The organism is Lacibacterium aquatile (assembly GCF_042683105.1).
In the GTDB taxonomy this organism is placed as follows: Bacteria; Pseudomonadota; Alphaproteobacteria; order Elsterales; family Elsteraceae; genus Lacibacterium; species Lacibacterium aquatile.
Genome location: NZ_JBHUIP010000016.1, coordinates 109,912 through 134,577, shown reverse-complemented (window position 1 = coordinate 134,577; position 24,666 = coordinate 109,912). Strand labels below are relative to the sequence as shown.

Annotated in this window: 23 protein-coding genes; 13 read left to right on the top strand and 10 right to left on the bottom strand. The window is 62.7% G+C overall.

Annotated features, from left to right (window positions below; all coding sequences use genetic code 11):
• Positions 1 to 12 precede the first annotated feature (12 nt).
• Positions 13 to 1,185 (bottom strand): NO-inducible flavohemoprotein, encoded by a 1,173-nt coding sequence (hmpA, locus tag ACFSM5_RS20060; RefSeq protein WP_379878381.1) that lies wholly within the window; start codon positions 1,183 to 1,185, stop codon positions 13 to 15.
• 142 nt (positions 1,186 to 1,327) lie between these two features.
• On the opposite strand from hmpA, the gene norR reads away from it, so the two are divergent.
• Positions 1,328 to 2,878, top strand: coding sequence for a nitric oxide reductase transcriptional regulator NorR (norR, locus tag ACFSM5_RS20055; RefSeq protein ID WP_379878380.1), 1,551 nt, complete (start codon positions 1,328 to 1,330; stop codon positions 2,876 to 2,878).
• Between the two features lie 229 nt (positions 2,879 to 3,107).
• On the top strand, positions 3,108 to 4,439 hold the full coding sequence (locus tag ACFSM5_RS20050; protein WP_379878379.1) for a BNR-4 repeat-containing protein: 1,332 nt from the start codon (positions 3,108 to 3,110) through the stop codon (positions 4,437 to 4,439).
• A 19-nt stretch (positions 4,440 to 4,458) separates the two neighbouring features.
• Here the strand turns inward: ACFSM5_RS20050 and ACFSM5_RS20045 are convergent, their stop codons facing one another.
• Together ACFSM5_RS20045 and ACFSM5_RS20040 are read right to left on the bottom strand one after the other, a co-directional pair.
• Positions 4,459 to 5,799 (bottom strand): pyridoxamine 5'-phosphate oxidase family protein, encoded by a 1,341-nt coding sequence (locus ACFSM5_RS20045; protein WP_379878378.1) that lies wholly within the window; start codon positions 5,797 to 5,799, stop codon positions 4,459 to 4,461.
• A complete protein-coding gene (locus tag ACFSM5_RS20040; RefSeq protein ID WP_379878377.1) occupies positions 5,796 to 6,269 on the bottom strand; it encodes a hypothetical protein in 474 nt (157 codons plus the stop codon). Before ACFSM5_RS20040 ends, ACFSM5_RS20045 begins: the two co-directional genes overlap by 4 nt.
• Positions 6,270 to 6,400: 131 nt before the next feature.
• Here ACFSM5_RS20040 and ACFSM5_RS20035 point away from each other — a divergent pair, with 131 nt between their 5' ends.
• The 3 genes from ACFSM5_RS20035 to ACFSM5_RS20025 all read left to right on the top strand — a co-directional run bounded on the left by ACFSM5_RS20035 (position 6,401) and on the right by ACFSM5_RS20025 (position 8,476).
• Entirely contained in the window at positions 6,401 to 6,712 is a 312-nt protein-coding gene (locus ACFSM5_RS20035) for a Dabb family protein (RefSeq protein ID WP_379878376.1), read from the top strand.
• Between the two features lie 163 nt (positions 6,713 to 6,875).
• Complete coding sequence (locus tag ACFSM5_RS20030; protein ID WP_379878375.1) at positions 6,876 to 7,601, top strand: hemerythrin domain-containing protein; 726 nt, start codon at positions 6,876 to 6,878, stop codon at positions 7,599 to 7,601.
• Entirely contained in the window at positions 7,598 to 8,476 is an 879-nt protein-coding gene (locus ACFSM5_RS20025; RefSeq protein WP_379878374.1) for an SDR family oxidoreductase, read from the top strand. Before ACFSM5_RS20030 ends, ACFSM5_RS20025 begins: the two co-directional genes overlap by 4 nt.
• On the opposite strand, the gene ACFSM5_RS20020 is transcribed toward ACFSM5_RS20025, so the two are convergent.
• Together ACFSM5_RS20020 and ACFSM5_RS20015 are read right to left on the bottom strand one after the other, a co-directional pair.
• Positions 8,473 to 8,880, bottom strand: a complete 408-nt coding sequence (locus ACFSM5_RS20020; RefSeq protein WP_379878373.1) for a DUF2000 family protein — start codon at positions 8,878 to 8,880, stop codon at positions 8,473 to 8,475. The two genes, ACFSM5_RS20025 and ACFSM5_RS20020, sit on opposite strands and share 4 nt — an antisense overlap.
• A 52-nt stretch (positions 8,881 to 8,932) precedes the next feature.
• Positions 8,933 to 9,775, bottom strand: coding sequence for an AraC family transcriptional regulator (locus ACFSM5_RS20015; RefSeq protein ID WP_379878372.1), 843 nt, complete (start codon positions 9,773 to 9,775; stop codon positions 8,933 to 8,935).
• A 122-nt stretch (positions 9,776 to 9,897) separates the two neighbouring features.
• Between ACFSM5_RS20015 and ACFSM5_RS20010 the strand changes: the two genes are divergently transcribed.
• On the top strand, positions 9,898 to 10,944 hold the full coding sequence (locus ACFSM5_RS20010; RefSeq protein ID WP_379878371.1) for an oxidoreductase: 1,047 nt from the start codon (positions 9,898 to 9,900) through the stop codon (positions 10,942 to 10,944).
• On the top strand, positions 10,944 to 11,444 hold the full coding sequence (locus tag ACFSM5_RS20005) for a heme-degrading domain-containing protein (protein WP_379878370.1): 501 nt from the start codon (positions 10,944 to 10,946) through the stop codon (positions 11,442 to 11,444). The genes ACFSM5_RS20010 and ACFSM5_RS20005 overlap by 1 nt, the downstream gene beginning before the upstream one ends.
• Positions 11,445 to 11,631: 187 nt before the next feature.
• On the opposite strand, the gene ACFSM5_RS20000 is transcribed toward ACFSM5_RS20005, so the two are convergent.
• On the bottom strand, positions 11,632 to 12,189 hold the full coding sequence (locus ACFSM5_RS20000) for a GNAT family N-acetyltransferase (protein WP_379878369.1): 558 nt from the start codon (positions 12,187 to 12,189) through the stop codon (positions 11,632 to 11,634).
• A gap of 49 nt (positions 12,190 to 12,238) precedes the next feature.
• On the opposite strand from ACFSM5_RS20000, the gene tet reads away from it, so the two are divergent.
• The gene (gene tet, locus ACFSM5_RS19995) at positions 12,239 to 13,417 is read left to right on the top strand and encodes a Tet(A)/Tet(B)/Tet(C) family tetracycline efflux MFS transporter (protein WP_379878368.1); all 1,179 of its coding nucleotides are present in this window, start codon (positions 12,239 to 12,241) and stop codon (positions 13,415 to 13,417) included.
• Between the two features lie 79 nt (positions 13,418 to 13,496).
• Complete coding sequence (fabF, locus tag ACFSM5_RS19990) at positions 13,497 to 14,783, top strand: beta-ketoacyl-ACP synthase II (protein ID WP_379878367.1); 1,287 nt, start codon at positions 13,497 to 13,499, stop codon at positions 14,781 to 14,783.
• Positions 14,784 to 14,798: 15 nt separating this feature from the next.
• Here the strand turns inward: fabF and ACFSM5_RS19985 are convergent, their stop codons facing one another.
• The gene (locus ACFSM5_RS19985; RefSeq protein WP_379878366.1) at positions 14,799 to 15,689 is read right to left on the bottom strand and encodes a LysR family transcriptional regulator; all 891 of its coding nucleotides are present in this window, start codon (positions 15,687 to 15,689) and stop codon (positions 14,799 to 14,801) included.
• Positions 15,690 to 15,805: 116 nt separating this feature from the next.
• On the opposite strand from ACFSM5_RS19985, the gene ACFSM5_RS19980 reads away from it, so the two are divergent.
• Positions 15,806 to 16,648: an oxidoreductase gene (locus ACFSM5_RS19980; RefSeq protein ID WP_379878365.1), complete on the top strand. Its 843-nt coding sequence runs from the start codon at positions 15,806 to 15,808 to the stop codon at positions 16,646 to 16,648.
• Positions 16,649 to 16,697: 49 nt separating this feature from the next.
• Here ACFSM5_RS19980 and ACFSM5_RS19975 read toward each other — a convergent pair whose 3' ends face one another.
• Entirely contained in the window at positions 16,698 to 20,723 is a 4,026-nt protein-coding gene (locus ACFSM5_RS19975; protein ID WP_379878364.1) for a CHASE domain-containing protein, read from the bottom strand.
• 199 nt (positions 20,724 to 20,922) lie between these two features.
• On the opposite strand from ACFSM5_RS19975, the gene msrA reads away from it, so the two are divergent.
• Together msrA and ACFSM5_RS19965 are read left to right on the top strand one after the other, a co-directional pair.
• Positions 20,923 to 21,534, top strand: coding sequence for a peptide-methionine (S)-S-oxide reductase MsrA (gene msrA, locus ACFSM5_RS19970; protein ID WP_379878363.1), 612 nt, complete (start codon positions 20,923 to 20,925; stop codon positions 21,532 to 21,534).
• 12 nt (positions 21,535 to 21,546) lie between these two features.
• Positions 21,547 to 22,257: a class I SAM-dependent methyltransferase gene (locus tag ACFSM5_RS19965; protein ID WP_379878362.1), complete on the top strand. Its 711-nt coding sequence runs from the start codon at positions 21,547 to 21,549 to the stop codon at positions 22,255 to 22,257.
• Here ACFSM5_RS19965 and ACFSM5_RS19960 read toward each other — a convergent pair.
• A complete protein-coding gene (locus tag ACFSM5_RS19960) occupies positions 22,254 to 22,853 on the bottom strand; it encodes a TetR/AcrR family transcriptional regulator (protein ID WP_379878361.1) in 600 nt (199 codons plus the stop codon). The genes ACFSM5_RS19965 and ACFSM5_RS19960 overlap by 4 nt on opposite strands.
• A gap of 85 nt (positions 22,854 to 22,938) precedes the next feature.
• Between ACFSM5_RS19960 and ACFSM5_RS19955 the strand changes: the two genes are divergently transcribed.
• Entirely contained in the window at positions 22,939 to 24,216 is a 1,278-nt protein-coding gene (locus tag ACFSM5_RS19955; protein WP_379878360.1) for an MFS transporter, read from the top strand.
• A gap of 4 nt (positions 24,217 to 24,220) precedes the next feature.
• Here the strand turns inward: ACFSM5_RS19955 and ACFSM5_RS19950 are convergent, their stop codons facing one another.
• On the bottom strand, positions 24,221 to 24,607 hold the full coding sequence (locus ACFSM5_RS19950; protein ID WP_379878359.1) for a thermonuclease family protein: 387 nt from the start codon (positions 24,605 to 24,607) through the stop codon (positions 24,221 to 24,223).
• Positions 24,608 to 24,666: the final 59 nt, after the last annotated feature.

The following is a 24,666-nucleotide window of genomic DNA, read 5'->3' as shown; positions in this document are numbered from 1 at the left end:
TCCAGCGCTCCCTTATGCGAGTTCTTCGGCGGGGCCGAAAAATTCGAAATGGATGTTATCGGTGGGTACCTTCAGGGCTTTCAGGATATCGATGACGGTGCGCATGAAGGGCTTGGGGCCGACGATATAGGCGGCGACATCCTGGCCACTCAGGGCATCGGCCAGGATCTCCGGCGTCACGAAGCCGGTGAAATCGGCATTATCCTCGGCAAAAGGCTCGCTATAGCCATAGACGGTCTTCAGGCTGGGATAGGCCATTGCCAGAGCAGCGATCGAGTTGCGGAAGGCGTGGGTGCCACTGTTGAGGGCCGCGTGCAGATAGGTGACCTTGCGCCCGTCTGCCAGGGCCCGCTTGGCCATCGGAATGGCGGGCGTCTGGCCGACACCGGCTGTGATCAGCACCACATCGCCCTTGCCCGGCTTCAGCGTGAATTCGCCGGACGGCGGATAGATTTCGATTTCCTGGCCGACCTGCATGTCGTCGTGCAGGAAACGTGAGGCAAGGCCGTGGCGCTCGCGCTTGACCGAAATGCGATAGGTGCGGCCGTTCGGCAGATCCGACAGGCTGTAGTTCCGGTGGGTGACCTCGCCATTGATGGTCAGCTTGAGACCCAGGAACTGGCCGGGTTGGAAGCTCATCAGCTCGCCGCCGTCTGCCGCCTCGAAATAGAAGGAGGTGATGACGTCGCTTTCCACGACCTTCTCCTTCAGGCGCATCTTGCGCGGACCACGCCAGCCGCCGGTCAGCTCGGCCTTGCGGGTATATTCCTTTTCCTCTTCGCCGATCAGGAACTCGGCCAGCTGCCAATAGGCGGCGCCCCAGGCATCGGCCACCTCGTCGGTGACGGCGGCGCCCAGCACCTTGCCAATGGCCTTCATCAGGCTGGCGCCGACGGCTTCATACTGATGGGGCGCGATATTCAGCGAGACGTGTTTTTCGACGATGCCGCGCAGGGCGGGCTTGATCTGCTCGAACCGTTCGATATTGGCGGCATAGGCGATGATGGCATTGGCCAGCGCCTTGGGCTGGGCGCCGCCGCCCTGGTGGGTCTGATTGAAGACGGCGCGCACCTCGGGGAAGTCCTGGAACAGGATCGGGTAGAAGGTGCTGGTGATGGCGAGCGCATTCTCGGCGACGACGGGCGCGGTAGCTTTGACGATTTCGATCTGGCGTTGGGTGAGCATTCTTTAGGTCCTTTTGAATGATGAACCGTGAATGGCAATCGGCGTGCCAGAGATATAACCGGCGGATTCTCTGGATTTCAGGAAAATAAAGGTCATTATGACCGCTGACAGATGCGGTCAAAGAGACTACAATGCTGTCATTATGACATCAGAGAAAAATACCCTGCTGCCCTTATTGCAAGCTCTTGCCGGAGAGGCGAAAGAGGTCTTCTGGTCGCGGGCCCTCACCTATGTCCGGGACGCGATCCCCTGCGACGCCGTCGCCTTTCTGCGCAAAGAAGGGTCGGTGCTGGTGCCGGTCGCCATCCATGGCCTTAGCCCGGAGGTGATGGGCCGCCGCTTCAAGCCTGAGGAGCAGCCAAGGCTTGACGCCATTCTGGGTGGATCCGGCCTGACCCGTTTCCCCGCTGATAGCGATCTGCCCGATCCCTATGATGGTCTGGTTCCCAATACCGCTGACCGCCTGCATATCCATGATTGTGCCGGGGTGCGGCTGGTGGCGGACGGCAAGCTCTGGGGTGTCCTGACTCTGGATGCGCTGGAGGCTGGAGGCCTTGATGGGGCAGAGCCGGTGCTGGAGCATCTGGCGACGGTCTTTTCGGCGCTGGTGACCCTGGAGAGTCGCGAAGGCCGTCTGCAGGAACAACTGGCCCGCGCCGGAGAGGCGCACCGCAGCCTGACGGAAGCCTTGCCCGCGCGCGGCGAGATTATCGGCAAAAGCCCGCCGATGCAGACCATGCTGCGCGAGATCGATACGGTCGCCGACAGCGATCTGTCGGTGCTGGTGACCGGCGAAACAGGGGTGGGCAAGGAGCTGGCGGCCCTGCGCCTGCATCGCCGTTCCCGCCGGGCCGATGCCTCCCTCATCTATCTGAATTGCGCAGCGCTGCCGGAAAACCTGGTGGAAAGCGAGCTGTTCGGCCATGTGCGCGGTGCCTTCTCCGGCGCCATTGCCGACCGGCGCGGACGGTTCGAACTGGCCGATGGCGGGACCCTGTTCCTGGATGAGGTAGGTGAACTGCCGCTCGCGGCCCAAACCAAGCTGCTGCGCGCCTTGCAGAATGGCGAAATCCAGCGCGTCGGGTCGGACCGGCATATCACCGTCGATGTCCGCATCGTGGCGGCAACCAACCGCGATCTGTCGGCAGAGGTGCGGGCGGGCCGGTTCCGCGCCGATCTCTATCACCGGCTCAGCGTCTATCCCCTCCAGGTGCCGCCCCTGCGCCAGCGCGGACGGGATATCCTGCTGCTGGCAGGGCATTTTCTGGAATTGCAGCGGGCGCGCCTGCGCCTGCGCAACATCCGCCTCGCCCCCGATGCTGAAAGCCTGATGCTCGATTATGGCTGGCCGGGCAATGTGCGTGAGCTGGAGCATGTGATCAGCCGGGCGGCGGTACGGGCGCTGGCTGATGGCTCGGCGCTGCACGGGGTTCTGACCCTGACCCGCTGGCATCTGGATCTGCAGCCGGTCGACGCGGTGGTGCCGATCCCAGTTGCTTCCCTGGAAGCGCCGCTGCCCGAGGTGGATACCGAAAGCTCCCTGCGCGACGCCATGGACGCGCTTCAGCGCCGCCTGCTGACCGAGCGTATCGCGGCAGCCAACGGCAATCTGGCGGCAGCGGGCCGCTCGCTCGGTATCGACCGCTCGAACCTGCTGCGACTGGCCAAACGCTTGGGCTTGGCCATTAATTAACCATAACCTGAGAGAGCCGACAGCTTGTACGTAAGCGGCCGATTTGCGACAAACTTGGGATAAGCGAGAGATAATTCTGTGTGGATTCCACCGTCTGTCATGTGGCTTCCCATCTTCAACAGACCTCCCGCCAAGCTCCCGGTTTAGAAGCGTCTGGCTATGGCGACGGGGTGCCTTTTTGCGCCCGCCCGAGGAGATCCGCTGATACTCGTCATCAAGGGATCGGGCCATGCGTCTAAGCGTTTTTGTTCTTCTGCTGGGCCTGGGGATTGCCAGTGCCGCAAGTGCAGGCGAAACCATTCTTCCGGCCACCCCAGCCGCCGGGAACATGAATGTTTTTGCGACCCAGCTGGCCTATGGGAACGACGGCGCAGTCTATACGGTGAATGTGGAGCCAGCGGCGGGAACGCCGACCGGCGTCAATCTTCAGACCGTGGTGCGGCGGGGCAGGCAGAACCTAACGACGGGTGTCTGGAGCTGGACCTCCAAGGTCATCGAAAATCGTACGATGGACGATCCGTTCCACACCCAGCCCTCCATCGCGCTGGACCGGACCGGGCGCATCCACATCGTCTACAACATGCATAATATGCCCTGGCAATATGCGGTTTCGGCCAAGGCGAACGACATTTCCAGTTTCGAGTTCAAGGGCGAGTTCGTGACCGACGAGACCATCAGCCTCGTCAAATTCAAATCCGCGACCCCTTTTCCCAGCCTTGGAAGCGCCGCCATCCCCGGCACCCAGATCACCTACCCGGCTTTTTTCAAGGATCGGCGGGGTGAGCTTTTTGTCACCTACCGGCAGGCGGTGCGCCCGAAGCGACCCTTTGCCGAGCGCGAATATGCCTGCGGCATCGCCCGCTTCGACGCCAGTGCCAGGACCTGGAAGGCCCTGGGCGGCGCGATCAATGTGACGGCAGCCGATGCGCAGGAAGCGGGGACAGTGACCGCCTTCTGCGCACAGTCCGGCTGGTGGGGCTATCATCCGCGCCTCTGGTTCGATACCGCCAATGTGATGCATGTCAGCTGGGCCTGGCGGCAGGGCAATGCGGGCGGTGATTGCACCAACCTGTCCTATGCCTATTCGACCGATGGCGGGAAGACCTTCCGGCGCTCCAACGGCACCGCCTACACGCTGCCGATCCGGGTCAATGATGGGGGAAGCGTACTCGCCAGCCCGACGACCAAGGTGTCTTGCCGGACGGAGATCGATTCGACGGTCGATGGCCGTCCGCTGATTTCCTTCCAGAATTATGCCGCCGGTTTCGCGATGGTGGATCGGCAGGCAAGCGGTGCCTGGGGACAGCCCTATGCCGCGCCCTATGGTGGACAGGTGGTCATGTCGGGTGGCTCGCCGGAGCTTTGGAGTTTTGCCTCCGGCCCCCGCATTCTCGACGGCGATCTGGGGCAGCGCTGGACCCTGCTGCACCAGGAAACCGGCTATTGCACGGTCAAGGCGCTGGCTATGCCGACCAAGCAGGCTTTTCTGGTCCATGCCCAGGCCTGCGATCATAGCCTTGTGAAGGTGGTCCTGATGCCCTGGAGCGGCAGCGGAAGCTAAGGGGTAGCGGCAGCGGAAGTTAGGGCCGGTCCTTCACCCGCTCGATCCGGGGGCTGCCCCGCAGGTCGAGGCGGATGAGTCCGCGTCCCGGACGCTCCAGCCGAACCGGAGCGTCGCGCTCTTCCAGGCGTCGGCGCAGCAGGATCAGCCGGGTTTCGAGGTTATCTTTCAGATCCGGCAGCTTCAGGTCGGCGTGGAGACGGATTTCCCGGTTGGTGAAATCACGCCGCCCGCTGTCGCGATGGCAGCAGAGGAAATGGTAGAGCAGCCGACCGGGTAGCCCCTTGATCACATAGGCATCGTCGATGAAGACGCTGTCGTCATAGTCGAAATAACGCAGGGTGAAACTGCCCTGTTCCCCCTTTTCGACCGGTAACTCGGGAGTGGTGGGCTGTTCGGGCAGCTCGTCTTCCGCAAGTGCCGCCAGCCCGGCGGCAAGCTGGCTTGCGATTAGGGTCACGGCAGCTTCGTCTTCATGGGTGAAGCCGAAGCGCTGGCTGCTTTCACTGAAGATCACGCCCCGCATCTGCCCCTGCCAGATCATCGGCACGGCCAGCAGGCTGTTCGGCTCATGAATATCCGGCAGCGGAATGACGCGGCCCTGCTCTTCGGGCACGCCGACAACGGCGGAGACATAGCGGCGGCCCCGGCTCATATCGCAGATCCGCACCGCCTGGGATGCCTGGGCGGCGATCCCGATGGCGCCCTGGCCGCAGGGCACCTGGGCTCCGACGCCGACATGCTCATAGCCCCGGCTGGCGAGGGTTGTCAGGCTGCGGGTCGCCTCGTCGGTCACCAGCACCATGACATGGGGAAAGCCGAAACATCTCGTCAGCCCATCCAGCACCCGATCCATCTGGCGGTCGAAATCCGGTTCCTGGGCGACTGTCATCGCCAGCGAAGCGGCCAATTCTAGCCGTCCGGGCTGGGGAGCGGGGTCGGGAAAGCCGAGGGTGGCGGGTGGGGCAAAGACGCTGCGGACCGCCGTCACCTCGTAGATGTCGGCGCTTCGCAAGACCATCACCTTGCCAAGGTCGCTACCGAAATAGAGGGCGCGCAGATGGGCGTCCATGCGATCAAACAGTTCGCCCGTGGTTTCCGAGCGGCGAAAACTGACATCCAGCTCATGCTGGCCGCCGGTCCGCCCATCAACGACGACGACCGTGGCTTTGCCGGTGCGGCGGATGTTTGCCAGCGTCTTGGTGAAATACTGGTTCGAGAGGGCGACATGGCGCTCGTCGACAAAAAACACCTGCGACAGGTAGGAGACGTTCGGCATCCCATCGGCATCGACGGTGGCGATAATCGAGGGGATGACTCCCTCGAAGCAGGGGCGCAGATCGCGCAGAGTGAGGCTCATGCTGGTCCGCCCGCAATCTGTTGACCCGCGCCTGGGCCAGGGGTCTGCTGGAAGATTGCGTGTGGCTTCAGGCGGATCCGAACCAGCCCCTCCGCCGTGCACCAGTGATGGAACTGCTGCTGCGTGACGCCCAGCCCCAACATGACCGTGCCCATGCCGGTGATATAGCGCCCGGCGGTAGCGATATCGGCCGAATCAGGGACAGCGACATCCACGACCGCGCCTTTCACCTGGAAGGTCCGATAGTCGGTGGGACGGCAGAATGTGAAAGCGACAGGCACTCCTGGCGCACAGTTGCTAACCGCCTCGCTCCACTGCGTGCCCGAAATATAGATATCGACAAAGGCACCGCCATCGATCAGGCGCGCACCGACAGCGCGGCCGATGGCGGCGCGCTGAGCGTCGTTGCGGGTGGCAATGATCATCATGACCGCACTTTCCATCAGCGCGGCGATTTCCTTGTCGAACATGCAAAACCATAAGACGAGGTTATGGGCGGCACCCTATCCTAAAGACCTTAATTTAGGAACCGATGGGGCGCCCGCGTTGAAGCGGGGCGAGTTGGCGTGCTAGTCGAAGGCGCGAAAAGGGAGGCCCGCCGATGATCCGCCATATCGTTTTTTTCACCGCCCGTGATCCCCAGGATCTGGAAACTATCCGGGCCGGTCTCTCGCTCCTCACCGAAATCCCCCATGCCTTGAAACTGGAGATCGGCGAGAATGTGAAGACCGATCAGCTGGGCAATGTCGTCGATCTGGTAGTGTATGGGGAGTTTGCCGACGCTGCATCCTTGGCCGCCTATAAATCCCATGAGAATTATCAACGCTCAATCGATATTGTTCGGCCTCTGCGTGAGATGAGAATAGCAGCAGATTATGTTGCGGAGGATGCCGTTACATCGTTGATCCGTTAATCTTTCTTTTGCACATCCATGCTTTAATCTTTTTTGAACGCTTATAATTTTCTTCAATAGTATTGTTTTAGGATATTTCCATCCTTGATTTAGGAAGCATTTAGGAAGCCCCCTTGCCCATCCCGTCATACAGCTTGCCGCCCAAGCTTTGACGAGGATTGCGATGTCTGAGACCCCGAACAGTTTTTCTGGGAATAATCTCTCCGGAACCGGCCTTGTGGGCCGCCACGATATCTACGGCCCGATCCACAAGGGCCTGCGCCTGGCACAGGCCGGTTTGCTGACCCGGATCGGGTCGACCGACTTCGAAGATGCAGTGGCGACCGTTGCCCTGCTGGATGAACTCAAGTCCAATCTCGACTTCTTCAAGGCCCATCTGCGCCACGAGGAAGAGGTGATGCATGCGGCGGTCGAGGCCAAGGCCCCCGGCACCATGGCGCGCCTGGAAGAGCAGCATGACGAACATCGCTACCGTTTCCACGAGCTTGAACAGCTGATCGCGACCATCGAGGCGACCCCGGCCCGCCAGCGGGCACCGCTGGGTCGGGCGCTGTATCTGGCATTCACCAACTATATGTCCGAGGACTTCGCCCATATGCGGGAGGAGGAGACGGTGATGTGGCCGACGCTCTGCGCCCTCTTCACCGACGAGGAGCTGCAAGCGCAGGAAGGCCAGATCGTGTCCCAGCTGTCGCCGGACGAGGCGATTTTCAGCATGCGCCTGATGATCCCCAGCATGAACCGGGTCGAACGCGCAATCTTCCTGGCCAAGGTCAAGACCGGCGCTCCGCCCCAGGCTTTTAACGCGGTCATTGAGTTTGCGGCCCGCCCGACGCTGTCGGCTGAGGATTTTGCCGATCTCTCCGACCGCCTGGGTCTCGCGGCATGAGCATTCTGATCATTGGCGGTACCGGCGTCGTTGGCCGGGAGATTCTCCGCACCCTTTCGAAGTCGGGCTTGCGTGCCCGGGTTCTGATGCGCGACCCCCAGTTGGACCTGCCACTGGGTATGGAGGCTGTCAAAGGTGATCTGTCGCGGCCCAATACGCTGGAGCCAGCCTTGCAAGGTGTCAGCCGGGTCTTCCTGCTGAATGCCCTGACCCAGGATGAAACGCAGCAGGGGTTGAATGCCGTTGCGGCGGCCAAACAGGCCAACGTCCGTCGGATCGTCTATCTCTCGGTCCATCGCTGTCATGAAGCCCTCCATATCCCGCATTTCGCGACCAAGCAGCCGGTCGTGGCGGCGATCAAGGCCTCGGGGATGGAATGGTCTATCCTGGAGCCGAACAATTTCTTCCAGAACGATGGCGCCTTCTTCACCCATGCCATCGCCGGCGGTGGGGTTTATCCGCAGCCACTTGGCAGTGTCGGAATTTCGCGCGTTGATACTCGGGATATCGCCGAAGCGGCGGTCAATTGCCTGACGCGCGATGGCTTCACCGATCGCCATTGGCCTCTGGTCGGGCCTGAAGCACTGACGGGCGCGCGTATCGCCGCCGCCTATACCAGGCTTCTGGGCCGCAAGGTCCAGTATGCAGGTGACAACCTCGATGCCTGGGACATGGCCTTCAAGCCGTTCCTGCCCGATTGGCTGCGCCATGATTTCCGCATCATGTACGAGCATTTTCAGGCCCGAGGCCTGAAGGCTTCGGCAGAGGATCTGGCGGCCTGCCGCTGGGTCGTGGGCCATCCGCCGCGCAGCTTCGACGATTACCTGCACGACGTCTTCCTGCCCATTGCCGAGCGGCTGACCGCCCCGGCTTAAAGGTGAAGCTTCGCGCCCTTGATCGCCTTATCCACGTCCTTCTTAAGCCCGCGCAGCGCGATCCCGACCAGATCGGGCGCGTCTGCCGGTTCGGCCAGGAAAGCCGCGCGGTTGGCGGCATCATGGCCGGTCGAAAACATGGCGCGGACATAGACGGAACGGGTCAAGTCGCGCTCGATCCCGATGCGAAACGCCCGCTGCAGATCGGCGGGTGTTGCTGCGAAGACCAGCATCGGCTGCCCCAGCAGGCGCGCATGCTGCCGTCCCGCCGCATCCTCATAGGGTTCTCCCATCGCGTCGGGCGCGGCCCCGGCAATGCCGGTCGCCAGGAACGCCGTGACATTCAGTTTCTGCCAGACGGCCAAATCCTCCAGCACCAGTATCGCGACCTTGGTATCGAACATGACGGCTTCCCCTTGCTGATGGGGCATTCTCGCGGCGTGCTGGAAGCAGGGTCTAGAACGTCCGTGCGGAACGGTCGGCCAGGCAGGTGGCGCGATAGGCGGCGGGGGTGAGCCCATAGGCCCGGCGGAACCAGCGGCCCAGATGACTCTGGTCGGCAAAGCCGGTCAGGCTGGCGACATCCGCCGGAGTTTTACCTTTCGCCAACAGACGCCGCGCTTCCTGCAGACGGATCTGCACCAGAAACTGGTGGGGGGAGGTGCCATATTCGGCGCGAAAAGCCCGGGCCAGTTGGAAACGGCTGACAGCCCCGACTTCATCGGCCAGGGCGTCGGCGCCGATATCGTCAGCCGGAAGGGCGCGCAACCGCTCGTGCACCCGGCGGGCGATGATCCCATCGCGGCCCGGTCGCCCCCTCTTCTCCGCGCGTCCCAGGTGCGGGCGCAGCCGGTCAACGACCCCATCCAAGGCTGCATCGACCGCCAACCGGCTATCCGGTCGCGTCAGGGCGCCATAGGCCTGCCAGATCGCCTGACCCAGCCTTGTATCGTCGAGCAGGCTGGCGGAAAAGCCCGGGTCTCCTGCCCCATCCTCCTGCAAGGCTGCTTTCAGCCAGGGCCGGGGCAGATAGAGCATGGCATAGGTGAAGCCATCCGCATGGCCCGCCTGACCGTCATGGGCTTCCTGGGGTTCGATCAGGATCACTCGGCCGGGTGTGCTCTGACGGCGGGCGCCGCGACAATAGAAATCCTGCACGCCCCGTTCGGTAACCCCGACCAGCCATTCATCATGCTGATGCATGTCGTAGGCATGACCGGAGAAGCGCGCCCGGATCGCTTCGATCCCGGACGGGGCGTCGTGGAACAGGGAAACCCGGTCGCCGGTCAAAGTGCACATGCCTTAAGAGTGTCCGAAGCGCTCCGATGTGGCAAATCTTCCCGACATTGTGGGTACGCCATCGACAGCGCAAGCGCGGCGATGCCAAATAGCCCGCGTCTGCTTTTGCCAAGGGAATTACGATGAGCGAACCGCTGAATGTCGCGCTGGTGGGGTATGGGTTTGTCGGTAAGACGACCCACGCGCCCCTGATCGAAGCCGTGCCGGGTCTCAATCTCCACACCATCGTCTCCTCCAAGGGCGCGGCGGTGACGCAGGAGCGGCCGGGCGTGCGGGTGGTGGCCGACCTTGCGGAGGCGCTGGACGATGCCATTGATCTGGTGGTGATCGCGACGCCGAATGACCTGCATGCTCCCCAGGCCCATGCGGCCCTGGACGCGGGCAAACATGTGGTGGTCGATAAGCCCTTCACCCTGTCGCTGGCCGAGGCGCAGGCGGTCATGGGTCATGGGCAGCGGGCGGGCAAGCTGGTCTCGGTGTTCCAGAACCGCCGCCTGGACAGCGATTTCATGACGCTGCGCCATCTGGTGCAGACCGGCAAGCTGGGCGCGGTGGCGGAATTCCATTCCCATTATGACCGCTGGCGCCCGACCGTGCGGGACCGCTGGCGCGAGCATGCGGGGCCGGGCACCGGCATCTGGGTCGATCTGGGCGCCCATCTGGCCGATCAGGCATTGCAGCTGTTCGGGGTTCCGGATGCGGTCTATGGCGAGATTTCCAACCGCCGCCCCGGTTCGGTTACGACGGACTATTTCCACATGCTGCTGCGTTATCAGGAGGTGCGGGTGATCCTGCACGGCAGCTCGCTCGCCCAGGCCAATGGTCTGCGCTACATCGCCCATGGCTCCAAGGCCAGCTACGTCAAATATGGCATCGATGCCCAGGAAGATATGTTGAAGGCGGGTCAGAAGCCGGGCGACGAGGGCTGGGGCGATGATCCTATTCCCGGTGAGTTGATCGTGTCGGAAAACGACTGGCCGCAGGTGATCGATCGGCCGGTCGTGCGCGGGGAATATCGCGCCTATTATGCCGCCATGCGCGACGCGATCCTGGGCAAGGGGCCGCCGCCGGTGACCCCGCGCGAGGCGCTGGATCTCATGAAGCTGCTGGATCTGGGGATCGCCAGCTCCAATGCCCGCCGCGAACTCCTGTGGAACGAGGTTCCCTGATGCCTTCTCTCGACGATGATCTCGCCAAACTGGCGTTGCAGGAAGAACGGCTGGTGTTCGGTCGGTTTGATGCCGATACCGCCTGGTCCCTGATCGAGTACCTCAAGGCGCGTGCAGAAGCGGAAGGTGCCGCCATCGCCATCGATGTAACTCTGGTGTCGATGCCGCTCGCCTACCTCGCCCTGCCCGGCACGACGCCGGACAATGCCGACTGGATCCGCCGCAAGCGCAACAGTGTCTTCAAGCTGTTCAAAAGCTCCTACGCTATCGGTCGGCGGTTGGAGCAGCAGCAGACCAGCCTTGAGGAAAAGCTGGCCCTGCCGCCGCGCGACTATGTCTCCCACGGTGGTTGCGTGCCGATCCGGGTCAAGGGCGCGGGCTTCATCGGCGCCTTGACCGTTTCGGGCCTGCCGCAGCGCCAGGACCATAATTGGGCGGTGGCGGCGATGGCGAAGGTCCTGGGTCTGGATATCACCGACATCGCGCTAAGCGCGGAGTAGCTTAGTTAAAGACAATTGTCATCCCGGCCCCCGAGCCGGGATCCGGCCATACGGGGTGGCTGGCCTAAAGAGGTGCATTGCAAGAAACAACGGCCGGATCCCGGATCAAGTCCGGGATGACAAGGCTTTCTGGTGCCTGAAGCACCCTCGGAGGAGATGCCGGGATCAAGTCCCGGCATGACGAGCCTTATTTTGTGGGGGCACCCCGCCGTACCCGCCACTCCTCCGCCGTGATCTGCCAGATCTCGGCGGGCATGCGGCCTTCGACGAAAGCCCGCTCCTCGGTGCGGACGACCCGCATGCCGGTCTTCTCGGAGATCCGGCGCGATCCCTTGTTGTCGATGGCTTTTGGAACCTCCAGCAGCGGGAACTGCAGGACATCGAACCAATAGTCGGTGGCGGCCTCGCTGGCTTCACTCATATAGCCCTGCCCCTGCCAGGGCAGCCCGACCCAGAAGCCACGATTATTCCCCGCAAGCCGGTAAAGGCTGATCGCACCGATGAAAATGGAGGGATCATTGCGCAGTCGTAACGACCAATGCCAGGCGTCGCCCCGTTCCATCTCCGGCAGGCAGACGTCGCGATAGAAGATATGGCAACCATCGCCCGGATAGGGCCAAGGCACGACGGCATTCAGATGGCGCACGATCTCCCAATGGGCGAACAGGTGCTGGGCCGCCTCGGCATCGGCAAGTTCCAAGGGCCGCAGCAGCAGACGGGGAGTTTCTAGCGTCGGTAGCTTCATGATATGACCCTATCCACCATAAGCACCTTCATTCAAGCGGGAGTACCTCGTGTCCCACGCGCTCTTTGTTATCCTTGCGACCGTCACCCTTGATGCCGTCGGCATCGGTCTGATTCTGCCGATCCTGCCCGACCTGCTGCGGGAACTGACCCATAGTTCGGCGATTGCCGGTCAGTACGGCGTGATCTCCGCTCTCTATTCCCTGATGCAGTTCATCTGCGCGCCTGTCCTGGGCATGTTGAGCGACCGCTATGGCCGCAGACCCGTGCTGCTGGTCTCGCTGGCGTTGGCGACGGTCGATTATGGGATGATGGCGGTGGCGCCGACGCTGTGGCTGATCTACGTCGGCCGGATCATCGCCGGTATTGCCGGGGCCAATACAGCCGTCGCCACCGCCTATATCACCGATATCAGCAAGCCCGAGGATCGTGGGCGCCGCTTTGGCTGGATGAGCGCCTGCTTCGGCCTGGGGCTGATTGCCGGGCCGGTGCTGGGCGGTTGGCTGGGCGAGATTTCGGTTCGGTATCCCTTCTGGCTGGCGGCGGGCTGCAATGGATTGAACCTGTTGCTGGCCCTGTTTGTGCTGCCGGAGTCGCGCAAAGCCTCGCCCTTGCCCATGGTCTGGGGGGCGCTTAATCCTTTTGCGCCGCTAAAGATGGCGCTGAAGTCCCAGGCTCTGGTGCCGTTGCTGGCGGTTTTCTGTATCGTGCAGATCGTCGGGCAGGTCGGCGCGGCGCTGTGGGTGATCCACGGCCAGGACCGCTATGCCTGGAGCCCGGCGGTGGTCGGCTGGTCGCTGGCGGGGTTCGGCATCATGCATGCGGCGGTGCAGGCGTTCCTGCCGGGACCGATGATCGCGCGCTATGGCGAACGGCGTTCCTTCATCGCCAGTATCTCCATCGATTTTGTCTCCTATGGCCTGATGGCGTTTGCCGCCAGAGGCTGGATGGCGTTTGCCCTGATGCCGCTCATGTGCCTGGGCGGGATCGAACAGCCCGCGATGCAGGCGATGCTGACCCGGCAGGTGGACGAGGATCGACAGGGTGAATTGCAAGGGCTGCTCGCGAGCCTCAGCCATCTTGCCACAACGGTGGCGACCCTGGGTTTCACCCTGATGTACGCCGTCACAGCAGCCTATTGGATGGGGGCCGTCTGGCTGGCAGCGGCACTGGTCTATATCGCCTGTATACCGCTGTTGAACTGGCAGCGACGTCTTTCGCGACAGTAATTTGACGCTTTTATCTTTAAGCGACCGGGTGTCTGCCCCCATATAGACGCGTCAACCGGGCCAACGAGCAGGAAGAAACATGAGCAACGGGCAACAGACCGCCAAGCGGGTCGTCATCACGGGCATGGGCCTCGTTTCGCCGCTGGGATGCGGTGTGGAGCGGGTCTGGCAGCGTCTGATCGCTGGGCAGTCGGGCATCCGCGCCCTGCCGGAAGAAATCGTGCCGGATATCCCCAGCAAGATCGGCGGCCAGGTGCCGACCCTGGCTCAGGATCCCGAAGGCGGCTTCGATCCCGACCGCTATATTCCGGTCAAGGACCAGCGGAAGATGGATCGCTTCATCCATTTCGCCATCGCGGCTGCCGATGAGGCGCTGGATCAGGCGGGCTGGCATCCCCAGGACGAAGCCTCGCAGGAGCGTACCGGCACCATCATCGCGTCGGGTGTCGGCGGTTTCCCCAGCATGGCCGAAGCCACCCGCACGACGGACGAAAAGGGCGCCCGTCGCCTCTCGCCCTTCACCGTGCCCTCCTTCCTGGTCAATCTGGCCGCTGGTCACGTCTCGATCCGCCATAGCTTCAAGGGTCCGCTCGGCGCGCCGGTCACCGCCTGCGCCGCCTCGGTGCAGAGCCTGGGTGACGCCGTCCGGATGATCCGCGCTGGCGAAGCCGATGTGGTGCTCGCCGGTGGTGCCGAAGCCTGTATCGACCGGGTGGCGCTGGGTGGTTTTGCCGCCGCGCGCGCGCTCTCGACAGGCTTTAACGATACGCCGGAAAAGGCCTCTCGTCCCTTCGATGCAAATCGCGATGGTTTCGTGATGGGCGAAGGCGCGGCGATGCTGGTGGTCGAGTCCCTCGATCATGCCCTGGCCCGTGGCGCCACCCCCATTGTCGAAGTGCTGGGCTATGGCACCAGCGCCGATGCCTATCACATCACCTCCGGCCCTGAAGACGGTTCGGGTGCCCAGCGCGCCATGAAGCTGGCCTTGAAACAGGCCGGTCTGAAGCCGTCCGAGATCGGCTATCTCAACGCCCATTCGACCTCCACCCCCGTAGGCGACAAGGGCGAGATCGCGGCCATGCAGGCGGTCTTCGGCCCCGATAGCGGCCTGCGCGTTTCCTCCACCAAATCGGCCACCGGCCATCTGCTGGGGGCTGCGGGCGGGATCGAGGCGATCTTCACCGCGCTCGCCCTGCGCGATGGCGTGCTGCCGGGAACTTTGAACCTCGAAAACCCGGACGAAGCCGCCAAGGGCCTCGACATCATCGGACCGCAGGCCCGCAAGGAACAGGTGACCTATGCCCTGTCCAACGGCTTCGGCTTCGGCGGTGTCAATGCCTCCGTCGTGATGGGGCGGTATAGCTAAGTTACCCTCGCCGGTTCAGGACTGCGTCCTGGTGAAATCGATGAAGGCCCGCAAGGGCGCCGGTAGCTGGCGGCGGGAAGGGTAATAGAGGAAAAATCCCGGATAGAACGGGCACCAATCCTCCAGAACCCTTTCCAGCCGTCCGGCCGCCAGATGCTCGGTCACCTGGGCTTCGAAGACATAGGCGATGCCGCTGCCCGCCAGCGCGGCCTCCAGCATCAGTTCCTGATCGCTTAAGGTCAGCGGCCCGTCGACCTCCACATCCAGCTCGATCCCGCCACGCTCGAACTCCCAGCGATAGAGGCTGCCGTTCTGGAAACGGAAGCGGATGCATTCATGATGCGCGAGGTCATGGGGCGTCACGGGACGTGGATGGCGCTCGAAATAATCCGGCCGGGCGACCACGGCGAAGCGATGGCGGGGGCCCAAAGGCACGGCGATCATGTCGGCGGCAATCCGCTCGCCAAACCGCACACCGGCATCGAAGCCCCCCGCCACCACATCGACCAGCATATCCTCGGCCGCCAGCTCGACCCGGATTTCAGGAAAAGATGCCCGGAAACGGGTGATGAGCGGCAACAGCACCAGTGTCGCCGCGATGCGGGGTGCATTCAGGCGCAGGGTGCCGACGGGGGTTGCACGGAAATTATTCAGATCGTCGAGGGCATCCCCGATATCGCGAAAGGCAGGCGCGACCCGTTGATGCAGTCTCTCCCCGACCTCGGTCAGCGCGACCGACCGGGTTGTGCGGTTGAAAAGACGTAAGCCCAGCCGCTCCTCCATCGCCCGCACGGCATGGCTCAGGGCCGATGGGGTAACCCCAAGCTCGACGGCAGCCGCCCTGAAACTGCGGTGCCGGGCGACGGCCAGAAAGACCGCAAGGTCGGCGGTATCGATCCGCTGCATTGATGAATCCTGCTCAGTAACCTGATGCCAATATAGCGGATTAATTCATCGAAGCGAGGGGGTTAGCTTTCTCTCACCGGCCCAAGGGGCCTAGCAAAAGAGAGAGGATCAGACCCATGCGTACTTGGTTCATCACCGGCGCCTCGCGCGGTTTCGGCGCCCTCATCACCCAGCAGGTTCTGGCGGCAGGCGACGCCGTCGTGGCCACCGCCCGCAACCCGGCCACGATCACGGAGCGTTTGGGGAATCACCCCAACCTCCTGGCCCTTGCCCTGGATGTCACCGACGAAGCCCAGGCCCATGAGGCCGCCCGCGAAGCCATCAAGCGGTTCGGGCGCATCGATGTCCTGGTCAATAACGCAGGCTACGGTCTGCTGGGGGCGGTCGAGGAGTCGAGCGGTCCGGAGGTTGAGAAGCTATTTGCGACCAATGTCTTCGGGCTTCTGGCCGTCACCCGTGCCGTCCTGCCCCATATGCGCAGTCAGCGCTCGGGCCATATCCTCAATATCTCCTCCATCGGCGGCTATACCGGCTTCCACGGCTGGGGGGCTTATGGCGCCACCAAATTCGCGGTGGAAGGGCTGACGGAATCAATGGCTATCGAACTGGCGCCGCTTGGTATCAAGGCAACGGTGGTGGAGCCGGGCTTCTTCCGCACCGACTTCCTGGACGATCAGTCCCTGGTCCGAACTGCCCTCGAGCTTCCGGACTATGCGGAGACGGTGGGTGCAATGCGCAGCGCGATGGCCGATGCCAACCACGCCCAACCGGGTAATCCGGCAAAGCTGGCGACAGCCCTGCTGGCCCTGGTGAATGCCCCCAACCCGCCGCTGCGTCTGCCGCTGGGTAGCGATACCGTCGCCGCCATTGCCCGCAAACATGCCTCTGTCGATGCGGAAGTGGCCGTCTGGCATGCTGTCGCCGTCTCGACGGATGTCTGGGAGAAGGATGCCGCCTGAAGCCTGAGATGAACAGTCGAACCCCGCCCGTCAGGGGCGGGGTTTCCTGTCAGGTGATATCTTGCGTGGCCTCGATCCGGCCCAGAACCGCATCTATTTCCGACAGGGCGCCTTCGAAATCCAGCCGCGCCATGGCCTGGGAAAGAAAACCACCGGGGGATATGAGATCTGGCGGGAAACCCGCGGCATTTTCCTCATAGAGATCCATGGCGCGCAGATTGCGCTTCTCCAGTTGAGCCCGGATTTCGAGCAGCAGTTCCATCGCGCGCTCGGGCGAGAGTAACGGCTGATCGGTGCCAGTCGGGGTGGTTAGCAGAGTTTTCAGCCGTTCACAGAGGTCGCGATCTTCCGCCAGCATATCGGCGACCAATCCGCCAAGGGATCCGTCGGTGTCACCCTGTTCCAGACGATGTTCGACCGTGGCGCTCAGTTCAGAAAGCCGCATCGCGCCTAAGGTCGCGGCGATGCTTTTGAGTGTGTGAGCCTCACGGCGGGCGCCGTCGATATCGCCTTTTTCCAACATCGTGTCGATGGCAAGCGGGGCCTGGGCGCGGGTGAGCAGATAGCTCTGCACCAGCTTGTCATAGAGCGGCCGGTTACCGCCAAGCCGGGCCAGGGCGGCCGAGACATTGAGATCCGACGCCCCACCTTCTCCCGCCCGGCAGTGGCGCAGCAGAGCGGCGACCAGAGTTTCGAGCTCGATCGGCTTGCCGATATGGTCGTTCATGCCTGCGGCAAGGCTGTTTTCACGATCCTCGATCATCGTATTGGCCGTCATGGCAATGATCGGCAGGTCGGTGAGGTTGGGGTCTTTGCGCAGGGCGCGTGTCGTCTCATAGCCGTCCATCGCGGGCATCTGGATATCCATCAGCACCGCATCGAACACTTCGCCCTGTTCGCTTAAGCGTCGGATCGCCTCGGCACCATCTCCGGCGACAGTGACCTTGGCCCCTTCCAGCTCCAATAGTTCGCGGGCGATCTGCTGGTTGATCGGATTATCTTCGACCACCAGGAGGGTCAGATCGGACAGGCGCGGTTCACCCATGGGCTGGATGGGGCGACGGCGCCCGGCGTCCCTGCGCCCCTCGATGGCCGTTGTGATCGCGTCTGCCAGCATCGCGCGGGTAAAGGGCTTGGCCAGGAACATATCGACGCTGGTGCTTTCCTCCGGCGAGGCGGCGGCCAGACGTTCGTAATCGAAGCCGGTCAGCAGCACGACAGGGGTGCGGGTGCCGCCATCCTCGATGGTTCGGATCCGCTGCACAGCCTCAAAAGCCGATTTATCCCGCATGTTGCGGTCGATCAGGATGGCATCGTAGCTGTGGCCTTCGCTTAAGAGATACAGCGCCTCATGCTGGAATTTGACGACCGTGGGGTCGGCTTCTAAAGCACCCAGCATGGCGGTCAGGATATGCTGGCTGGTCTCGTTGTCTTCGATCAGCAGCAGGCGGCGGCCTTTGTGCAGGACCGGCGGTTCCCCGGCGATCTGTTCAACGGGAAGCTCGATCGTGAAGCAGAAGGTGGATCCCACGCCCAGCTTGCTCGTCACCTCGATGGTACCCCCCATCAGTCGGACGAGGCGCTGGCTGATGGCCAGTCCCAGGCCGGTTCCCCCGAAGCGGCGGGTGGTCGAGGTTTCGGCCTGGACGAAACCTTCGAAGATCTTCGGCAGCTGTTCGGTCGCGATCCCGATGCCGGTATCGGCGACGATGAACTCCAGCCGGACCGACCGCTCCAAACGCTCCTTCAGCAGAATGCGCAGGACGACCTCGCCCTCGCGGGTGAATTTCACCGCATTGCCGACCAGATTCAGCAGCACCTGCTGAAGCCGCAGGGAATCCCCACCCAGGTGATCCGGGATTTCGGGGGCGATATCGAACAGCATGTCCACATCGCGCTCGTTCGGAGCGGCGGACAGCACAGCCGACAGGTTGCGCAGCACCTCTTCCAGGCTGAAGGGCGAATGATCGAGTTCGAGCTTGCCGGACTCGATCTTGGAAAAATCGAGGATGTCGTTGATCAGGCCGCGCAGCGAGATCGAAGCGGCGGTCGATTTCTGAACGTAGTCCTGCTGGCGGTAAGAAAGATCCGTGCGGCTCAGCAGCTGCAGGAAGCCGTTGATGGCATTCATCGGCGTGCGGATCTCGTGGCTCATATTGGCCAGGAATTGGCTCTTGGCGCGGCTAGCGGCTTCGGCGGCATCACGGGCGCGGGACAGCTCGCCTGCCCGCTGATTACGCTCGGTCAGATCGAACGCGATAGCGAGGTGACCGGAGATCGGGCCGTCATTGTCGCGCAGGGCACTGACCGACAGCAGCACCGGCAGGCGCGAGCGATCCTTGCGCACATAGGTCCATTCTTTGCCATCGGCGGCCCCGGCGCGCGATTTGGCGACGATGGCTTCGAAACCTGCCTCGATAGGGGTGCCGAGTTCGCGCGACAGGGCTTCGGCATGGGCCGCCAACTCGCCATTGTCATGCACGATGGTCAGGTTGGCGTGGCCCACCACTTCGCCTGCCGTATAGCCCAGGAGAGCTTCGGCGGCGGGGTTGAAGAGGGTGATGCGACCTTCGGTATCGGTCGCGATGATGGCGTAACCGGCCTCGGCCAGGATGGCACGCTGCAGATTGGAATAGGCATGCACCTCGGCCGTGCGGGCGACCACCTGCTGCTCCAGGGTGGAATTGAGCTCCAGAATGCGGGCTTCGGCGGCTTTCTCGAGGCTGATATCGCGGACAATCTTCGCCGCCCCCACCACCTCCCCACTGCGCGAGCGGATGGGGGAGATATTGATGGATGCATCGAAGCGCGAGCCGTCGGAGCGGCGGCGGACGGTGGTGAACTGGGCGATGGTTTCGCCGCGCCGGATCAGGCTGAAGATCGTCTCGACCTCCGCCACCCGCTCCTCCGGCACCGCCAGATCGATAGTGGCGCGTCCGATGGCCTCGGCGGCGGTATAGCCGAACATCTGCTCGGCCGCCTTGTTCCAGCTGGTAATGATGCCGTTCGGGGTTTCGCCGATGATGGCGTCGCTTGAATGTTCGACGATTGCGGCGAGATGGGCCTGGGCCAGACCGGCTTTCAGCGCCCGCTCCAGGTTGGAGAAATAGATATAGAGCAGGCTGGCGATCAGCGCGCTCAGGCTGGCGATCATCAGGAAGACGGCCAGTGGGTTATAGAGATTGAGGTGATTGACGAAGGGCGGCTGGGCCTTGATGTCGATCATCCAGGAGCGGCCATAGGCATCGACTGGAATGCTTTTGATCAGGCCCGCCGCCGCCACATGTTGCCCTGGAATCGAATTGAACAGCGTGATCGGGTGCGCTTCATCGGTGATATCGGAGATTGAGATGAAGAATTCGCCGTTGAGATAATCGAAATCCGACAGCACATCTTCGAGCGAAAAGGCGGTGAAAACCCAACCGACACCAGCCCGGCGTCGTTCCTCGGGTGACCGGATCGGTTCGCCCGCCCGATAGATCGGCAGCAGGAAAACCAAGCCCGTGGCGTTATTGGTGGTCTGCACCAGCTTCAACGGGCCAGTCAGGGTCGCATTGCCACTATCCAGCGCACTTAAGGCGCCTTCCTTACGGACCGGGTCGGAAGCGAGGTCACGGCCGATGGCAGCTTCATTCCGAGCTGCCGGCTCCATATATTGCGTTATGAAGCGTTCGCCGAGGTTCGGGCCGAAGCTCTTTATCGCGAAGTTGGGCGCACCATCCCGTCGGGCTTCTTCGAGAAACTCGGCCTCCTTTTCGACCGGGATGCGGCGGATATAGCCATAGCCAAGGGCGCCGGGAAATTCGCGTGCGAGATCCCAGGACTGGCTGTAGTGGGAGAAGCCTTCGCGGCTCAGGCGGTCTCCGGCGGCGATCAATGCGCCGCGCGCCCCTCGAAGCCCATATTCATAGGTCGAAATGCGGGTCGCAAGTTGAACGACAGCGCGCGCAGAAAGCGCGTCGAAGCTCTCCTGAAGCTTCGTCTCGTTCAGCTTCTTGGTTTGGAAACCGGCACCGATTGCCGCCAGCAGCCCGGCGATGAAAAGGGCAAGCGGCAGCGACCTCAACCCCCACATAAGTCGTTCCTTCTCCCCGGCAAGCGTTTGAAGGTAAAAAAACTACCATGAAGCTGCGGGGTTTGCCTGGAATATTAGTAGGCTTAACCGAAGCGTTTGCGCCCTAGGGTTGCCGGGGTTTTTGCCCTTATCCTGCCCCCGGCGGCTTCCTATATGAGGAACAGTCGCCGCATGGCTTTCGACAGCAAGGAATGCTCCCATGGCCCTCAAGATCGATCCCTGGACTTTTCCCGATCCCCAGACCACTGCCAAGACGGGAGATGGTTTGCAGAAGATCGTGCTGGGCGGCGGTTGCTTCTGGTGCACCGAAGCGGTCTATCGTCAGCTCGACGGCGTTCTCGATGTGCGCCCCGGCTATGCGGGCGGAACGGCGGCCACGGCGGATTATAAGACCGTCTGCACCGGCGCGACCGACCATGTGGAGGTGATCGAGGTCTCCTATGATGCCGGGCGGATCGACCTGGGGCAGATCCTGAAGATCTTCTTCTCCATCGCCCATGATCCGACCCAGAAGGATCGCCAGGGCAATGACGTCGGGCGCCAGTACCGCTCGGCTATTTTCTATGCCGACGACGATCAGCGTCAGGTGGCGGAGGCCTATATCCGCCAGATCGATGGCGCTGCTCTCTTCGAAGATAAGGTTCAGACCGAGGTGGTGCCCCTGGTCGAATTCTTCGAGGCCGAGGAATATCACCATGATTTTGCTGCACGTAATCCGATGCAGGGCTATATCCGGGCCGTCTCGACCCCGAAGGTCGAAAAGCTGAAGGCGGTCCACGGCAAGCTTCTGAAAGGCCGTCTCGCCTCGTAAAGGAGGCATCACTTGAGCAACGGCTGGACTGAATCGGCGGCGGCCTGGATCGCGGATCAGGGCGATACCGGCGACTACGGTCGCCGCTTCGTCCTCGACAAGGTGATGCTGGACCGGATCGCGGGGCGGGGCTTTACCCGCGCCCTCGATGTCGGCTGCGGCGAGGGGCGCTTCTGCCGGATGCTTCAGGAGCGGGACATCGCGAGTGTCGGCATCGATCCGACTTTGGCCCTGCTGGCGGAAGCGCGCCGCCGCGATCCTGAAGGGGACTACCGCGACGGCCGGGCCGAGGCTCTCGACTTTCCCGATGCCAGCTTCGATCTGGTGGTGAGTTATCTGTCGCTGATCGATATCCCGGATATTCGGGCGGCGATCCCGGAAATGGCGCGGGTTCTGAAGCCCGGCGGCACCCTGCTGATCGCAAACCTCAACAGCTTCAATACCGCAGGGCCCCCCACGGGCTGGATACGCGACGAGAACGGTCAGCCCCTGCGCTTCGAGATCGACCATTATCTGGAAGAACGGGCCAACCGCGTCGCCTGGCGTGGCATCGCCATCGAGAATTGGCACCGGCCGCTGTCGGCTTACATGACGCTGCTGCTGGAAGCCGGGCTGGTTCTGAAATTCTTCGACGAACCCGCGCCCCATGGCGGCAACCCGGCGGTCGCGGATCGCTACCGCCGGGTACCCTACTTCCTGGTGATGGAGTGGGCGAAGCCCTAGCGGCAGAAGGCGTCGATCAGCGCTTCGGCAACCTTGGCCCCTGACAGCGATGGGCCGCCATTGCCGAACATCTGGCCGGTGACGAAGGTCCCTTCGATCAGCAGCAGCAGACCGTCGCCCAAGGCTTGCGGATCGCGGGCGCCCATCTGGCGGGCGAGGTCGACGAGACGCTGCTGCAGCACCAGCTTATTGTTCTCCGAAACCTGACGTGCCGGATGCTCACGGTCGGGATATTCGACGGCGGCATTGGTCAGACCGCAGCCGCGATAGCCCATAACGGCTGCGCGCTCGCTCAAAGGGCCGAAATAGGCCAGGAACCCGGCCTTGGCGTCGCCGGGATGATCGGCAATCGCGGCATCGAAGCGCGCCCAGAATTCAGCTTCATAATCCGTCAGATAGGCAGCCGCCAGATCGTCCTTCGACGAAAAGCTGCGATAGAGGCTGGGCTTGGTTACCCCCGCCTTATTGACGATCTCGTCCACCCCGATGGCGCGGATGCCTTCCTTATAGAACAGCTGACGAGCCGTCTCGCGGATGCGGTCGGCGGCGCGTTTCGGCTTCTCTGTCTCGGCAGGCTGGGGAGGGGTCGGGGCCATATCTTCTGTCGGTACAATTTTGCTCTTGACGATGTTACTGACCGGTACGTACGTTTGTCCATCGCAAAACGTACCGGTCAGTAACATGAATATAATCTCTCGTCGGCCCTTCGGCCAGAAGTATGCGTTTGTCGTGGCGGCGGTGATCTTCCTGTCGCTGCTCTCGGCCGCCGGTGTCCGCTCGGCACCAAGCGTCATGATCGTTCCGCTGGAAGAAGCCTTCGGCTGGCGACGCGATACCATCTCCTTCTCCGCCGCTATCGGTATCTTCCTCTATGGGCTCGTCGGTCCCTTCGCCGCCGCCATGATGGAAAAGTTCGGGTTGCGCCGGATCCTGATGGCATCGCTGGCCATCATGTCGGCCTCGGCTGCCTTAAGCTCGCTGATGTCGGAAAGTTGGCATCTGCTGGCCACCTGGGGAATCCTGTCCGGCGTCGGATCGGGCGCGGTGGCCCTGGTCCTGGGCGCGACGGTGATCAACCGCTGGTTCGTCACCAACCGTGGCCTGATGATGGGCCTGCTGACCGCCAGCACGGCCACGGGTTCCCTGATTTTTCTGCCCGTCATGGCTTGGCTCGCCTCGACTGGCGGCTGGCAGCCGGTGGTCTGGGCCGTCACCATCGTGACCGCCTCGCTCATTCCGCTGGTGTTTTTCCTGGTGCCCGAACGCCCGTCCGCCATAGGACAGTTGCCGCTGGGGGCTCCGGCCGACTATGTCGCGCCTGACCGCAACCCGGCCAAGCTGCTGGATGCTACCTTCGGTGTGTTGGGCCGGGCCATGAAGACCAAGGTCTTCTGGTATCTCTTCGCCACCTTCTTCATCTGTGGATTCACGACCAACGGGCTGGTCGGAACGCACCTCATCTCCTTCTGCGCCGACATGGGGATCGCCCCGGTGCAGGCGGCAGGGCTGGTCGCGTTGATGGGGATCTTCGATCTGGTCGGCACCACTGCCTCGGGCTGGCTGACCGACCGGTTCGATCCGCGCAAGCTGCTGTTCGTCTATTACGCCCTGCGCGGCCTGTCGCTGATGGTGTTGCCCTATACCGATTTCTCGGTGGTCAGCTTGTCGATCTTCGCCGTGTTCTATGGCCTGGACTGGATCGCGACCGTGCCGCCGACCCTGCGCCTTGCCAATGATGCCTTCGGGGATCGCGATGCGCCGGTGGTCTTCGGCTGGATCGCGGCGGGTCATCAGATGGGGGCGGCCAGTGCGGCCTTCATGGGCGGCTATCTGCGCCAGGATACTGGGTCGTACCTGTGGGCTTTCGTCATTGCGGGTTTCACCGGTCTGATCGCCGCCGTCATCTCGCTGATGATCAAGCGCAACCGGGTCGGCGTAGCCGCAGCCCAACCCGCCTGATCCGTCAGTTGCGCAAGTAGGATGCCCAGAGACCTCGCCCGAACCGCCGGGCGAGGTCTTCCTGGTATGTATAGGTCGCACTCGTCTGCCGATCCGCCAGCGCCCAGCCCTGCTCCACCAGCCAGCCATTCAGATCCAGACTGCCGAGATGGCAGACCGAAATAGCGCGACCCTGGGGATCTTCCGATTGGATATCGCAGGAGATATCGGCACTGCCGATCCTGTCGGCCAGGGCCTTGGTCGCCTCTTTCTGGGGGATGATCCCGTAGAGGCGGATCTCCTGCCGGGCGAGCGCCAGGGTAGCGCCATCCAGGATGGCCGGGGTCCCGGTCAGTGTCTGCGCGCTGGCAGGCAGGGAAAGCAGGCATAGGGTGAGGACGAGCGATTTCATGACCCCACCCTATCCATAAAACGGGAAAAATACCTGAGACAATTCAACCAAAAGAAAAA